The organism is Pigmentiphaga kullae (assembly GCF_004216695.1).
In the GTDB taxonomy this organism is placed as follows: Bacteria; Pseudomonadota; Gammaproteobacteria; order Burkholderiales; family Burkholderiaceae_B; genus Pigmentiphaga; species Pigmentiphaga kullae.
In genome coordinates this window covers 787,728-801,351 of sequence record NZ_SGXC01000001.1, presented here as the reverse complement: position 1 = coordinate 801,351, position 13,624 = coordinate 787,728, and the positions used below count along the sequence as shown (strand labels likewise).

The window sequence follows — 13,624 nt, the reverse complement described above, 5'->3', positions numbered from 1 at the left end:
GATGAAGATAGTGGTATTTGGCGCGGGCGGGATAGGCGGGTACTTCGGGGCGTTGATGGCCCGGGCCTCCCATGACGTGACCCTGGTCTGCCGGGGGGCGCATCTGGAGGCGATCAGGAAGCACGGATTGAAGATCCGCCATGGCGGGGACGAATTCACGGTGTCGAACCTGCTGGCCACGGACACGCCCGGGGCGGAGTCGGCAGACGTCGTGATCTGCGGCGTCAAGCTCTACGACCTGCAGAATGCCGCCCAGCCCATCCGGCCCATGGTGGGGCCAGGGACGCTGGTAGTGACAACCCAGAACGGCATCGTGGCCCACCGGATCCTGGCCGAACACTTTGCGCGCGGCAGCGTCTGTCCGGGCACCGTGCTGCTGTCGTCCCACATCGTCGCGCCGGGCGTGATCGAGCGCAAGACACCCACGGCCACGCTGACGCTGGGCGACCCGGACGGAAATGTGTCGCCCGCGATGCTGGCGTTCCAGCGGGCGGGCCGGGAGGCCGGTTTCTCCGTCGAGCTTTCGGCGGACATCGTGTCGGAACTCTGGCAGAAATTCATCATGCTGGCGGCCACCGCCGCGCTGTGCTGCCTGTCGCGCCAGCCGGTCGGGCCGATCACCGGCGACGCGCGGCTGCGGGAACAGCTCGAACGCGCCATGCTCGAGGCGACGGCGGTGGCGAGCGCATTGGATGTACCCCTCCCGCCGGACTTGATCGAGAAGGCCATGCGTTTTACCGATCGGGCCAATCCCGATGCCAAGGTCTCGATGCTGGAAGACCTGGAGGCCGGCCGGCGGCTGGAAGTCGAATGGATCATCGGGGAACTGTGCAGTCAGGGGCGGCGTGCCGGCGTGCCCACGCCCATCGCCGACCTGGCGCTGGCCTGCCTGGGCCCCTACAGGAATGGAAATCGTCGTGGATAAACCGGACATTGCCGGAGGAGACAACATGAAAAGCAGCAAGACCGCAGGACGGATACGGATGATGAAGGCCTCGATCGCGCTGGGCTGTGCGCTGGCCGTACCCGCCCACGCGCAGGCGCAATTCCCGTCCAAGCCCATCACATTGATCGTGTCGTATCCGACCGGCGGTGTGGCCGATCTGGCCGCGCGGACCGTGGCCCAGCAACTGACCACGGCGCTCGGCCAGACGGTGGTCGTCGAGAATCGCCCGGGGGGCAACCAGATCATCGCGACCAGCGCCGCGCTGCGCGCGCCGGCCGACGGGTACACCCTGCTGGTGGCCGACGACGGGATCGTGACGCTCAATCCCCATCTGTTCAAGAAGCTGCCCTACAAGGCCGCCGACCTGCGGCCGGTGGTGGACCTGGCCGAGTCCCGCATCGTTTTGTCCGCTTCCAAGGGACTGCCGGCGGATACCTTGCGGGGCATGGTGGACTACGCCCGGGCCCATCCCGGAAAGCTGAACTACGGGACGCTGGGCATCGGCAATACGCACCATCTGCTGCTGGAGTCGATCAAGCAGCAGGCGCGGGTCGACATCGTGAACGTGCCCTACCAGGGCTATGCGGCCGCCATCAACGATCTCGTGGCCAACCAGGTCCAGCTCGTGTCCGGCGGGGTCGGGTCGCCGGCGCTCGGCCATATCAAGACCGGCGCGATCAAGGCCCTGGCCGTTACCGGCGCGACCCGCAGTCCGCTGCTGCCCGACACGCCGACGTTCGCCGAAGCGGGCTTCGCCGAACTCCAGCCGCGGGTCAGCTTCATCGTGTTCGCCTCGTCGTCGGTGCCCGACCGGGTCGTCGACACCCTGAACGAGGCCTTTGCCAAGGCGCTGGCCCACCCCCAGGCCGCGTCCGTCTTCACCCAGAACGGCCTGGATCCCCAGGGCAGGAAGGCGGACACGGTGAAAGCCGATCTGTCGGCGACCTCGCGCAAGAACGAGGCGCTGGTGCGTACCGTGGGCCTGACTCTGGACTAGCGCGGCATGGCGTCAGGCGGAGTTTCGCTTGCCCTTGGGGAGCCGGCTGACTTCTCCCAGCGGCGCCCGGCTGAACTCGTTGTTCACCTCGACGAACTTGCGCAGCAGGCGCATCAGGGTTTCCTGTTCCCACGGGCTCAGCCGGGAAAGCAATTGCGTGCGCATGTCGGTCAGGCCCCGGGCCATGCTTTCCATGGTCCGGACTCCCTGGCCCGTCAGGTACAGCTTGCGCTGTCGGCGCAGGACGACTTCCAGACGCCGCTCGATCAGGCCTTTTTCCTCCAGCCGCGTGGCGGTGGCCGCGGTGGTCGAGGTGTCCAGGCCGACCAGGCTGGCCAGCGTGACCTGGTCGACGCCCGGGTGATGCTGGATGGCGTTCAGCAGCGCGAACTGTATGGGCGTGATGTGTTCCCCGAGATTCGCGTAGAAGACCGAGGTGGAGATCTGCTGCGCGCGGCGGAAGAGGTGGCCGGGATGCTCGTTCAGGTCGTCGATCAGGGAAGGCGAATCATCGGCCGGTCGATCGGCGCCGGGTTTCTCGGCGGCGGGGCCGGATTTCGGGGTACGAGTCATCGTTCGCGAAGCGCTTTGAAAAAACATGGGAACGGAGGGCACGCATCGCGGCCCTTCGGCCTCGCATTGAAAAGCAATGTCCATCGGTAGTCAATGCAGCAGCAGGAGAAAGTGATGATCATAGGAAACCAGGCCGATGTAACGGCCGCCGTGCTCGATGAGCTGGAGCGGGCGCCCGATGCGCGCTTCAGGCAGATCATGGGCGCCGCCGTGCGCCATCTGCATGAGTTCGCCCGCGAAGTCAGGCTGACCGAGGCCGAGTTCCAGCAGGCCTGCGCGGTGATCGCGCAACTGGGACAGCGCACGACGGCATCCCACAACGAGGTGGTGCTGGCTGCCGGTTCGCTGGGGCTGTCGTCGCTGGTGTGCCTGCTGAACAACGGGCAGGGAGGCGAGACGACCGCCAACCTGCTCGGCCCGTTCTGGCGTGAAAATTCGCCGCCGATGGCCAGTGGCGACAGCATCGTCCGCGACGAGACCGCCGGCGTGCCGCTGCTCGTCCGCGTGCGTGTCGTCGATCCGGCTGGACTACCCGTGGCGGACGCCGAGGTCGATGTCTGGCACTGCTCGCCCGAAGGGTTCTACGAAAACCAGGACCCCGCGCAGGCGGAAATGAACCTGAGGGGGAAGTTCCGCACGGACGCGGCCGGGATGGTGGAGTTCGTCTCGGTCAAGCCGGTGGGCTATCCGATACCGGTGGACGGTCCGGTGGGCGCGCTGCTGCGCAAGCAGGGCCGGCACAACATGCGCCCCGCCCACATTCATTTCCTGGTCCACAAGCCAGGCTACAAGACGCAGTTCGCCCAGGTCTATTCGAACGATGACCCGAACCTGGACAGCGACGTGCAGTTCGGCGTGACGCGGGCACTGGTGGGGAACTATGTGCGCCATGCCGGGCGCAATCCTCGCTTCGGGGAAAATGCGGGGGAAGTCTGGTACAGCCTGGAGCACACCCTGGCCATCGAGCCGGGAGCCCCGCGGCTGCCGGTCCCGCCCATACGGGAGAAGGCCACCGGTGGGCGCCCCATGCTGACGGTGCTCGAGCGGTCGTGACGGTTCCGGCGGGAGGGGCTGCTGTCCAGGGCGTATGATTCCCGCCATGAAAACACTCGATCTGACCCAGGGCGGCACCGCGTTGCTGGACGGCCCGGCGGGAGACCTGGAGGTCGTGTTCGACCTGCCCCGCGGTCCCGTGGCCGGGCTGGCGGTCGTCACACATCCTCATCCGCTGCAGGGCGGGAGCGCCCGGCACAAGATTCCCCAGTTCCTGGCGCGGGCGCTGTGCGACGCGGGCTGGCTGGTCGCCCGGCCGAACTTTCGCGGCGTGGGGCGCAGCGCGGGTCCGCACGGCGAAGGCGAGGGCGAGACCGATGACGTACTGGCTCTCTGCCAGGCGCTGCGCGACGCCCACCCAGGCACGCGATTGGCGCTGGTGGGCTTTTCCTTCGGCGCTTTCGTGCAGGCCAGGGTGGCGCGCATCCTGGCCGACCGCGGCGATGCGGCCTGGCGCGTGTGCCTGGCCGGGATGCCCGCTGGCGATATACCGGGGCGCCGCCGCTACGATCCGCCCGAAGACATTCCGGACGCGATGGTCATCCACGGCGAGCAGGACGAGCGTGTGCCCCTGCCTCTGGTGTTCGACTGGGCGCGTCCCCGGACGCAGCCGGTGGTCGTGGTCCCGGGCGCGGACCATTTCTTCTCGGGTCGGCTGCCGGTGCTGCGTTCGCTGGTGATGGCGCACCTGGCCGGCTGACGGCTCAGGTCCGCCGCTGCGTGATGGCGACCCCGGCAATGCACAGGAACATGCCGCCCACCAGCGTGACGGTCAGCGGCTCGTCCAGGAAGAGGGTGGCGGTGATGACGGCGAACGCCGTCTGCAGCAGGCCATACGGCGCGACGCGCGCCATCGAGTAGCGGCCGATCAGCCAGAACCAGAGCCCGAAGCCGGCGATGCCTCCCAGCAACACGGTATAGGCCAGCGCCAGCCAGGCCGAGCCGGGGGCGGACCGCAGCGCGTCGATCTGGCCGGTTTCCATCGCCAGCGACATGACGAAGATCTGCGGCAGCGCCAGCGTGGACATCCAGGCGACCAGCATGAACGGGTCGAAGGGGCCGTAGCGCTTGGTCAGCACGCCGCCCATGGCCAGGCCGAAGGCCGCGCCGACGAACATGAGCGTGGGCAGCAGCGCGACCTGCGCGCCAGGGTCGACGGTCGCCAGGGCCACGCCGCCGAACGCGATGACCACCCCCAGCAGGACGCGCAGCGGCGGCCGCTCGCCCAGCAGCGGCCAGGCCAGCAGCACGGTGAACGGCGTTGCCAGCTGGATGGCCACGCCGGCCAGGCTGGCCTGGCCTTGCCCCAGCCCCATGAAGATCAGCGAGAAGTTCAGGCCGCCCATGAAGATGGAGATCAGGACGACGGGCCACACCTGGTCGCGCCGCGGCCTGGGCACGAAGGGCAGCAGGATGGCCGAGAGGATGGCGAAGCGCAGCGACACGAAGAACAGCGGCGGGAACGCCGCGAGGCCTACCTTGATGACGACGAGTTGCGCGCCCCAGATCAGCGGGGCGAGGATGGCGCAGGCAATGGCAACGGGAGGCATGGACGGAATCTACTGGGCGAGGTAGCCGCCGTCCACCGGAAGGATGTGTCCCGTGATCATCGAGGCGGCGGGGCTGGCCAGGAACAGCATGGCCTCGGCTACGTCCTCGGGTTCGGCCAGCCTTCCCAGCGGAGTCAGGGCATCGATGCGCGCACGGACGTCGGCCGAGAGTTCGCCGATGAACGAGGTGCGGGTCCAGGTCGGCGCCACGGCGTTGACCCGGATCCGGCGCGGCGCCCACTCGATCGCCAGCGACCGCGTCATGTTGACCACCGCGCCCTTGGCCGTATGGTAGGCCGCGTTGGGATACAGGCTTCCGCCGGACAGTCCCATGATGGACGCGGTATTGACGATGCAGCCGCCCGCCGCGTCCATGTTGCGCACCGCTTCCCGCGCGCACAGGAAGGCGCCGGTCACGTTGACGTCCAGGACCTGCCTCCACATCTCCAGTTCCAGTTCCAGGGCGCCCTTGCGGATCGAGATGCCGGCGTTGTTGATCAGGATGCCGATGGGGCCGTGCTGCGCGCGAATGGCGGCGAACACGGGGCCGATCGCGCCGGCGTCTCGCACGTCCAGTTCCCGGGCATCGCCGTCGCCCAGCGCCTGCGCGGCGGCCCGGGCGGCGGGGCCGTCGCGGTCGACGATCACGACCCGGGCTCCCGCTTCGCGCAGCAGTCCGGCGCATGCGAGGCCGATGCCGTGGGCGCCGCCGGTCACGACGGCAAGCTGGCCTTGTACCCGGTATTGATCCATCGTTCCCGGCCTTGACTTCGATTGCATGAAAAGCTTCCTCTTCTGGTTGCGCGTGGAGGTCAGTCGTCCAGCCGCAGGCCGGCCTGCTTGATGACGGCGCCCCAGGCGTCCGTATCGCGCTGGATGCGGGCGGCGAACTGCCCGGGATCGAGATCCGGGTTCTCGTAGCCCAGCAGCCGGTAGCGTTCGACGATCTGCGGCGACTTCAGGACGGCGGCGACGTCGTCGCTGATGCGCTGCTTGACCGCTTCGGGCGTGCCGGACGGCGCGAACAGGCCGACCCAGGCCTGCACGTCGTACCCCTTCGTGTCCGGGCTTTCGCCCACGGAAGGCACCTGCGGATGGATGGGCGATCGGGTGGGCGCGGCGATCGCGAGATAGCGCAGCTTGCCCGCTTTCTCCAGCGGCCCCGCGCTGGCGTCGCTGCCCAGCGTCCACCCGACTTCCCCGGCGGCGACGGCGGCCATCAACTGGCCCATGTCCTTGAACGGCACGTGCAGCATCTCGATGCCTTTGAGCGATTGCAGCCGCAGTCCGCCCAGGTGTCCGGGACTGCCCACGAACCACGATCCATAGGTCACCCTGCCGGGCTGCTCCTTCGCGGCCCGGATGATGTCCCCCAGCGTCTTGTAGGGGCTGTTCGCGCCGACCACGACGAAGAACGCGGTATTCAGGATCGGCCGTATCGGCTCGAAGTCCTTGCGCGGGTCGTAGGGCAGCTTGCGGAAGGTGTGCGGATGCGTCGCGATGTGGCTGCTGTCCGGCGCGATCAGTTCGTAGCCGTCGGGCTTGGCCTGCTTGAACAGGCCGGTGGCGACGAAGCCGTTGCCGCCCGGGCGGTTGTCGACGATCACGGGCTGCCCCCATTTCCTGCCTAGCTGTTCGGCAATGGCCCGCAGCGCGACGTCGGGGCCGCTGCCCACGGAAGAGGGGGTGAGGATGCGGACGGGTTTCGTGGGGAAAGACTGCGCGTTCGCCGCCGTGGCGGCCATGGAAAGAATGCCGGCCAGGACGGCCAGTCGTATGTGCAGGTTCATGGTATTGCCTCCCTTGGCGCTGCTACTCTAGGGGACGGGTACTCATTTGAGAAATTAAAAGATAAGATTTGTGATATCGAATCCACTGATATCTGACCATGCGCCCGACGGCCCGGCCCCTAACCCGGCAGATCGACCTCAACCTGCTTGAGCTGTTCGACACCATCTACCAGACGCGCAACCTGACCGCCTGCGGACAACGGCTGGGCCTGTCGCAGCCGGCGGTCAGCTACGGCCTGGCCAAGCTGCGCGAAACCTACGGCGATCCGTTATTCGTGCGCATGCAGCGCGGCGTCGTGCCGACGCCCTTCGCCGAACAACTATCGATACCCGTCGCGTCCGCGCTGCAAACCGTGCGGACCACCATAGAACGAACGGAGTTCAAGCCCCAGGATGCCAACCGCTCGTTCCGCATCGCCATGAGCGATGCCGGCGAGCGCTATTTCCTGCCCAAGCTGCTGGCCTACCTGGGCGAGCACGCGCCCGGCATCACGGTGGAAAGCCTCTCGGCGGACTTGCGGGAACTGGGCGAGGGCCTGGCCTCGGGCGACATCGACATGGCCATGGGTTTCATTCCCGGCTTGGGTAAGCAGATACACCAGCAGACGCTGTTTCCCGAGCACTTCGTCTACGTGCGGCGCAAAGACCGCGCCACGCAGGGAAAGCCCCTGACGCTGGGCCAGCTGCGCAACTCGCGCCACATCCTTGCCGCTCCGCCGGCGACGCATCACCTGGCGGCGGTCGAGGGCGTGCTGCTCAGCCGCGCGGTGCGCGCCGAAATCGCGCTGCGCGTGCGCAGCTTCCTGTCGGTGCTTCCCATCGTGGCCGACACCAATCTGATCGCGCCCGTGCCCAGCAACTTCGGCCGGTTGGCCGTGCGGGAATCCAACCTCGAAATCTGCGAATCTCCGGTGAAGTTTCCGGTGTTCGACCTGAACATGTACTGGCACCACCGCTATCACGCGGATCCCGCGCTGACCTGGCTGCGCGAGAGCCTGGTCGAACTGTTCGGCAGCCAGCAAGGCAAGCGCGGCCGGAAAGGCACGAGTTAGCGCCGCGCCGCCCTGCCGAACAGCGACACGATGCCGCTCCTCAGCCAGCGGTGGCCCGGATCGTTGTTCCAGCGCTTGTGCCAGAACTGCCGGATTGCCAGGGGCTCCAGCTTGAAGGGCAGCGGCAGGGCCGCCAGCCGGTTGGGTCCGGCAAGTTCCGCCGCCACCGAGGTCGACACCACCGCCAGGAAGGGGCTGTCGCGCAGGATCATGGGCACCGACAGATAGTGCTGGACCTCGGCCACGATCTTGCGCCGGCCGGCTCGCTCGCCCAGCGCCTTGACCACGAACCGGTCGCCCATCGCGGGCGCGCGGATCACCACGTGCGGCAGCGACAGGAAAGCGTCCATCGTCAGGCGCTTGCGCGCGACCGGGTTGCCGGCGCAGGCCAGGCAGACCAGGGTTTCGTCCTTGAGCCGCTGCTGCACGAAGTCCCGTTCGCCCAGCGGCAGCATGCCCAGGGCCAGGTCGGCGCCGCCGGTCTCCAGCTCGGCGCCGTACTGGTCGCGCGGCACCTGCCGGCAGCTCAGGCGCACGCCGGGCGCATGTTCGTGCACCCAGGCCGTCAACCGCGGCAGGAACATCAGTTCGCCGACGTCCGTCATCAACAGCCGGAACTCCCGCGCCGTCGTCCGCGCGTCGAAGCCGCGCGATTCCTCCAGCGCATCGCGGATCAACCCCAGCGCGTTGCCCACCGGCGTGGCCAGCGCGATGGCTAGGCTGGTCGGCTCCATGCCCTGGCGCGTGCGCACGAACAACTGGTCGTTCAACTGCTGGCGCAGGCGATTGACGGCCGCACTGGTGGCGGACTGGGTCAGGCCCAGCCGCGATCCAGCCAGGGTGATGCTGCGTTCCTGCATCACGGCCATGAAGACCCGCAGCAGGTTCAAGTCCAGCCGGCCCGCCAGCACATCTACATCATCAATAGTGGACATGATGAAAATTTGTTTGAGCAATTATGCCCGTACCAATAGCATGTTTCCTCACCCGACAGAAGCAGACAAGAGGGGTTGGAGACATGTGGAGACGAAGCATGGTGTATGCGGCGTGCGCGGCCGCCTGTTCGGGCGCGCTGGCCGGACCGGCGCGCGCCGATGAATTTCCGTCGCGGCCGGTATCGATTTACGTGGCCAATGCGCCAGGCAGCCAGGCCGACCTGCTGGGCCGGATCCTGGCGCAGGGCATGGCCACGCGCCTGGGGCAAAGCGTCATCGTCGAGAACCGCGTGGGCGCCAGCGGCTTCATCGCCGCCCGCGCCACGGCGCAGGCGGCGGCCGACGGCTATACGGTCATGCTGGGCAGCTCGGGTGTGATGGCCATCAACCCGCACGTGTACGCCAGCGTGCCCTACGATGCCAGGAAGGATTTCGCGGCCGTGGCCTACGTGGCATCGTCGCCCAGCGTCTTCCTGGTGTCGGCCGAGACCCCGGCCGGCAACCTGCGCGACTTTACCGCGTCGGCCGCGAAGGCCGGGCGGCCGATCAACTTCGGGTCGCTGGGAACGGGGGCGACGACCAACATCGTGTCGCAGCTCTTCGGGCACGCGGCGTCGCTGCCGGTTACCGAGATCGCCTACAAGAGCGAGCCCGCCATCATCAACGACCTGGTCGCCGGCAGGCTCGATTTCTCGGTCCTGCCCATCGCCTCCACCATCACCTATATCCGCTCGGGCAAGCTCAAGGCCCTGGCGGTGACCGCGAAGAAGCGGACGGACTTCCTGGCCGAGCTGCCCACCACTATCGAGGCGGGCTATGCGCCGGTGCAGATGACGCAGTGGTTCGGCCTGTTCGCCCCGGCCGCCACGCCCCGGCAAGCCGTGGACAAGCTGGCCGCCGCCGCCGAGGCCACGCTGGCGGATCCCGACACGCGGCGGCGCATCGCCCAGCTGGGTGTCGAGCCCGGCGGGCTGGACCGGACGGCTTTCCTGCGTTTCTTCGCTTCGCAATACGAGGAGTACGGAACGATCGTCAAGCAACTGGGCATCAAGGTCGATTGAATGGGAGCGGTACATGTTTTTGCGCAATACCTGGTACATGGCGGGATGGTCGGGCGAGATCGACGGCCGCATGCTGGCCCGGCGGATCGCCGATACGCCGCTGGTTTTCTACAGGCGGGAGGACGGCCGCCCGGTCGCCCTGCACGATAGATGTCCTCATCGCTTCGCGCCGCTGAGCCGGGGCAGGGTAGAGGGCGACGTCGTCGAATGCGGCTATCACGGGCTGCGGTTCGATGGCAGCGGCAAATGCGTGGGCAATCCGCACGGCGACGGCAGGATTCCGCAGGCGGCCCAGGTGCGCGCTTTTCCCGCCATCGAGAAATACACGCTGCTGTGGGTTTGGCTGGGAGAGCCGGCGCTGGCCGATGCGTCCGCCATCCCGGACTTCTCCTTCCTGGACGACCCGGCGCGGCGCCGGGTGGACGGCTACCTGCACGTGCGGGCCAACTACCTGCTGGAGACCGACAACCTGCTCGACCTGAGCCACACCCAGTTCGTGCACACCAACTTCCATTCCAGCGAAGCCATCCTGAAGGGCCGGCACGAGGTCAGGCAGGACGGGCGCACTGTGCACAGCAACCTGTGGTGTCCGGACGGCGAGGCCTCGCCCATGTTCGCCAAGCGCCTGCCCGGCTACGACGGCCGCTCGCCGGTGGACCAATGGCTGGACATGCGCTGGGACCCGCCCTGCCTGCTGCGCCTGGACACGGGCGTCACGCCCGCCGGGCGGCCCAGGGAAGAAGGGGGGCAGAGCTTCACCGCCCACATCGTGACGCCGGAAACGGAAACGTCCACGCACTACTTCTTCGCCCACAGCCGCAACTTCCGCGTGGCCGACGAAGAGATGGACCGGGCCATCGCGCACTGGCAGCAGGTGGGGTTCGGCCAGCAGGACAAGCCCATGCTGGAGGCGGTCCAGCAGGCCATGGGCACGGCCGACCTGATGAGCCTGAAGCCCGTCCTGCTGCCGATCGATACGGCGGCGGTGCGGGCCAGGCGGGTGGTCGGGCAGTTGCTGGAAGAGGAGGCGGGCAGGGGCGGTTGAGCCCCCACCCACGTACCGTCTAGAACCGGTGGGCCGCTCAGGCTACGGCGGCGGGCAGCGGCGATTCATCAGACAGATCCAGCATCTCCTGGACCAGTTGCACCAGGAGGTCTTCCCGCCGGGCGCGGGCATCCGCCGAAGCCCAGAGGTTGTGCGTCTCCAGGGGGTCCTCGCGCAGGTCGTACAGTTCGCCCGCCTGCGGGTGATTGGAAAGCGTGATCCGCCACCGGTCGGTCACCAGGCTGCGTACCCGCAGCCGGGGAAGATCGGGATCGGTCTGGCGCGGCTGCTCGCTTTCGATGACCATGCCGCGCCGGCGAGGCGGGCCTCCGTGGCGGCCTTCCAGCCAGGGCAGGAGGCTGAGCCCCTGGAGGCCGTTGTACGGGGCGACACCCGCCTTCTCCAGGATGGTCCGCGCGATGTCCAGGGTGCCGGCGGGCATATCCAGCGTCGTACCTGCGTGCCTTCCTTGTCCTTCGCGCCAGATGAAGGGCACGCGTATGACGCCCTGCGCATGGATGGGGCCCTTGAGCATCGTGCCGTAGTCCCCCATCAGGTCGCCATGGTCGCTGGTGAAGATCACCACGGTGTCGTCCCGCAGGCCCAGCCGGTCGAGGGTGGCGTCGATGCGTCCGACCTGTTCGTCGATCATCGAGATCATGCCGTAGGTCAGCGCGATGATTTCCCGGCATTCGGCCGGGGATACGGAAAACGCGGCCGTGCCTTCGCGGCTCTGGCCATTGCGTGTGCGGCCATGGATGCGCTCGATCGCATCCGGCCGCGGTTGCTGGAAGAATGTCGGCGGCAACGGGATGTCCTGCGGCCGGTACATGTCCCAGAAGCGCCCGGGCGGGGTATAGGGATGGTGGGGATCGGGGAACGAGCACTGCAGGAAGAAGGGCTGGGTGGCGCGTTGGCGCGCATGTTCTTCCAGCCAGGCGCATGTGCGCTCGCCGATGTAGGCGGAGGGATAGAGATGTTCGGGCATGCGCGTCCGCCAGGCCTGGGGAGCGCCATGGCGCGGGCCGGAAATGGCGTTGGCGGCGCCGCGCAGGCTGGCTGGATCGGCATGGTGGCGGGCCAGCCACGCATCGTAGTCGCCGCCGACCTGATCGCCGTGCAGGGTGCAGAGCTCGACGTGATCGAAGCCATAGTAAGGGGTGTCCACCCCCGAACGGCCGCCCTCTCGCCAGAGCGGTGTCCACTCGTTCAGGTATTGCGGGCCTGAGCGGGTGGCGCGCACGGCGTCCCGCAGCACGGGATTCGGCGGTGTTCCCGTTCCCGTGTTCGTCCAGGCGCGCCGGCCCGGGCCGTCGTAGCCGAAGGCCTGGAGATGGGACTTGCCTATCAGCGCGGTGGCATAGCCCGCGTCTTTCAGAAGGTCGACGAACGTGACGTGGCCACGATCGAGATTGATCCCGTTGTGGACCACGCCGTGCCGCGAGGGCATGCGGCCCGTCATCAGCGTGGCGCGGTTCGACATACAGGTGGTATTGGCCACATAGAAGTGTTCGGCGCGGACGCCGCGCCCGGCGATGGCGTCGATGTGAGGCGTGCGCAGCACGCCGTTGCCGTAGCAGCCGAGATGGTCGGCGCGGTGCTGATCCGTCATGATCAGCAGGATGTTCGGGGCGGAGCGGGGGCGCGGCATGATCATTCCGGCTGGATGTGCGCGTCGCGGATGATGCGGCCATAGCGGTCGTAATCGGCTTTCACCTTGGCGGCGAAGGCCGAGGGACTCATGGGCTCGGGCGCCTGGCTCATCTCGGCCAGCTGTTTCGCGACGGCGGGGTCTTTCAGGACGGCGTTGACGTCTTCGTTGATCCGCGCGACAAGGCCGGGCGGCAGGTCCCTGGGGCCGTACATGCCGAACCAGGCGTCCATCAGCGTGCCTGGGAAGCCTTGCTCCTCGGCCGTGGGCACCTCGGGAAGCAGGGGCGTCCGCCTGTTTTCGAGCGTGGCCAGCGGGACGAGTTTGCCCGAATCGATCTGCGCCTTGCCGCCGGCCAGGCCCACGAAGATGACTTTCACGTGCCCGCCCAGGACGTCGTTCATGGCCAGTCCGATGCCCCGGTAGGGCGAATAGGTCATCGACACGCCGGCCGCCTTCTTGAACAGTTCGCCGGCCATGTGCATGGGCGATCCGTTGCCGGACCCGGCGAACAGCAGTCCCGGCTCCTTGCGCGCGAGCGCCGCCAGGTCCGCCAGGTTTCTGGCCGGCACCGAGGGGTGGACCAGGGCGACGAGCGGCGTGGTCGACAGCATCGCCACGGGCTTGAAGTCGGCCACGGCGTCCGCCTTGGCCTTGTTCGCCGGGCTCAGCACGTGGGGGTTGATCAGGAAGCTGTTGGTCGTGACCAGCAGCGTATGGCCATCGGGGGCCGCCCGCGCCACCAGATCGCTGCCGATGTTGCCGCTGGCGCCCGGACGGTTGCTGACGATGACGGGTTGGCCCCATTTCTCGGCCAGCTTCGTTCCGACCAGCCGCGCGACGGGATCGACGCCCCCGCCGGGCGGAAAAGGGACGACGAAGGTGACCGGGTGCGAGGGAAACGTGCCGGCCGCGTGGGCGGACAGGGATAACGCCGCGAGACAGGCGGCAATGGCGTGCGTGCGTTTCAT

General features: G+C 67.8%; 14 protein-coding genes. 7 read left to right on the top strand and 7 right to left on the bottom strand.

Going from position 1 to position 13,624, the window contains the following annotated elements:
• Position 1 precedes the first annotated feature (1 nt).
• Together EV675_RS03945 and EV675_RS03940 are read left to right on the top strand one after the other, a co-directional pair.
• Positions 2-925 carry a ketopantoate reductase family protein gene (locus EV675_RS03945; protein ID WP_165404416.1) on the top strand — a complete coding sequence of 308 codons (924 nt, stop codon included), beginning with the start codon at positions 2-4 and terminating at the stop codon, positions 923-925.
• Positions 926-950: 25 nt separating this feature from the next.
• Positions 951-1,943, top strand: coding sequence for a Bug family tripartite tricarboxylate transporter substrate binding protein (locus EV675_RS03940; RefSeq protein ID WP_165404415.1), 993 nt, complete (start codon positions 951-953; stop codon positions 1,941-1,943).
• Positions 1,944-1,955: 12 nt separating this feature from the next.
• On the opposite strand, the gene EV675_RS03935 is transcribed toward EV675_RS03940, so the two are convergent.
• Positions 1,956-2,516, bottom strand: a complete 561-nt coding sequence (locus EV675_RS03935; RefSeq protein WP_130356095.1) for a MarR family winged helix-turn-helix transcriptional regulator — start codon at positions 2,514-2,516, stop codon at positions 1,956-1,958.
• A 114-nt stretch (positions 2,517-2,630) separates the two neighbouring features.
• Between EV675_RS03935 and EV675_RS03930 the strand changes: the two genes are divergently transcribed.
• Complete coding sequence (locus EV675_RS03930; RefSeq protein WP_130356094.1) at positions 2,631-3,569, top strand: dioxygenase family protein; 939 nt, start codon at positions 2,631-2,633, stop codon at positions 3,567-3,569.
• Between the two features lie 46 nt (positions 3,570-3,615).
• Complete coding sequence (locus tag EV675_RS03925; protein WP_130356093.1) at positions 3,616-4,269, top strand: alpha/beta hydrolase; 654 nt, start codon at positions 3,616-3,618, stop codon at positions 4,267-4,269.
• Positions 4,270-4,273: 4 nt separating this feature from the next.
• Here EV675_RS03925 and EV675_RS03920 read toward each other — a convergent pair whose 3' ends face one another.
• From EV675_RS03920 to EV675_RS03910, 3 genes are read right to left on the bottom strand one after another with little or no spacing between them, the layout of a single operon-like run.
• Positions 4,274-5,119, bottom strand: coding sequence for a DMT family transporter (locus tag EV675_RS03920; protein ID WP_130356092.1), 846 nt, complete (start codon positions 5,117-5,119; stop codon positions 4,274-4,276).
• Between the two features lie 9 nt (positions 5,120-5,128).
• Positions 5,129-5,899 carry an SDR family NAD(P)-dependent oxidoreductase gene (locus tag EV675_RS03915; protein WP_242621325.1) on the bottom strand — a complete coding sequence of 257 codons (771 nt, stop codon included), beginning with the start codon at positions 5,897-5,899 and terminating at the stop codon, positions 5,129-5,131.
• Positions 5,900-5,931: 32 nt separating this feature from the next.
• Positions 5,932-6,909, bottom strand: a complete 978-nt coding sequence (locus tag EV675_RS03910; protein WP_130356091.1) for a Bug family tripartite tricarboxylate transporter substrate binding protein — start codon at positions 6,907-6,909, stop codon at positions 5,932-5,934.
• A 98-nt stretch (positions 6,910-7,007) separates the two neighbouring features.
• Between EV675_RS03910 and EV675_RS03905 the strand changes: the two genes are divergently transcribed.
• Positions 7,008-7,961 carry a LysR family transcriptional regulator gene (locus EV675_RS03905; protein ID WP_130356090.1) on the top strand — a complete coding sequence of 318 codons (954 nt, stop codon included), beginning with the start codon at positions 7,008-7,010 and terminating at the stop codon, positions 7,959-7,961.
• Here the strand turns inward: EV675_RS03905 and EV675_RS03900 are convergent.
• On the bottom strand, positions 7,958-8,896 hold the full coding sequence (locus EV675_RS03900) for a LysR family transcriptional regulator (RefSeq protein WP_130356089.1): 939 nt from the start codon (positions 8,894-8,896) through the stop codon (positions 7,958-7,960). The genes EV675_RS03905 and EV675_RS03900 overlap by 4 nt on opposite strands.
• A 98-nt stretch (positions 8,897-8,994) precedes the next feature.
• Here EV675_RS03900 and EV675_RS03895 point away from each other — a divergent pair, with 98 nt between their 5' ends.
• Together EV675_RS03895 and EV675_RS03890 are read left to right on the top strand one after the other, a co-directional pair.
• A complete protein-coding gene (locus EV675_RS03895) occupies positions 8,995-9,957 on the top strand; it encodes a Bug family tripartite tricarboxylate transporter substrate binding protein (RefSeq protein WP_165404414.1) in 963 nt (320 codons plus the stop codon).
• Positions 9,958-9,970: 13 nt separating this feature from the next.
• Positions 9,971-11,002, top strand: a complete 1,032-nt coding sequence (locus EV675_RS03890) for an aromatic ring-hydroxylating oxygenase subunit alpha (protein WP_130356087.1) — start codon at positions 9,971-9,973, stop codon at positions 11,000-11,002.
• Between the two features lie 37 nt (positions 11,003-11,039).
• On the opposite strand, the gene EV675_RS03885 is transcribed toward EV675_RS03890, so the two are convergent.
• Together EV675_RS03885 and EV675_RS03880 are read right to left on the bottom strand one after the other, a co-directional pair.
• Positions 11,040-12,653 (bottom strand): sulfatase family protein, encoded by a 1,614-nt coding sequence (locus EV675_RS03885; RefSeq protein WP_130356086.1) that lies wholly within the window; start codon positions 12,651-12,653, stop codon positions 11,040-11,042.
• Positions 12,654-12,655: 2 nt separating this feature from the next.
• Positions 12,656-13,624: a Bug family tripartite tricarboxylate transporter substrate binding protein gene (locus EV675_RS03880; RefSeq protein ID WP_130356085.1), complete on the bottom strand. Its 969-nt coding sequence runs from the start codon at positions 13,622-13,624 to the stop codon at positions 12,656-12,658.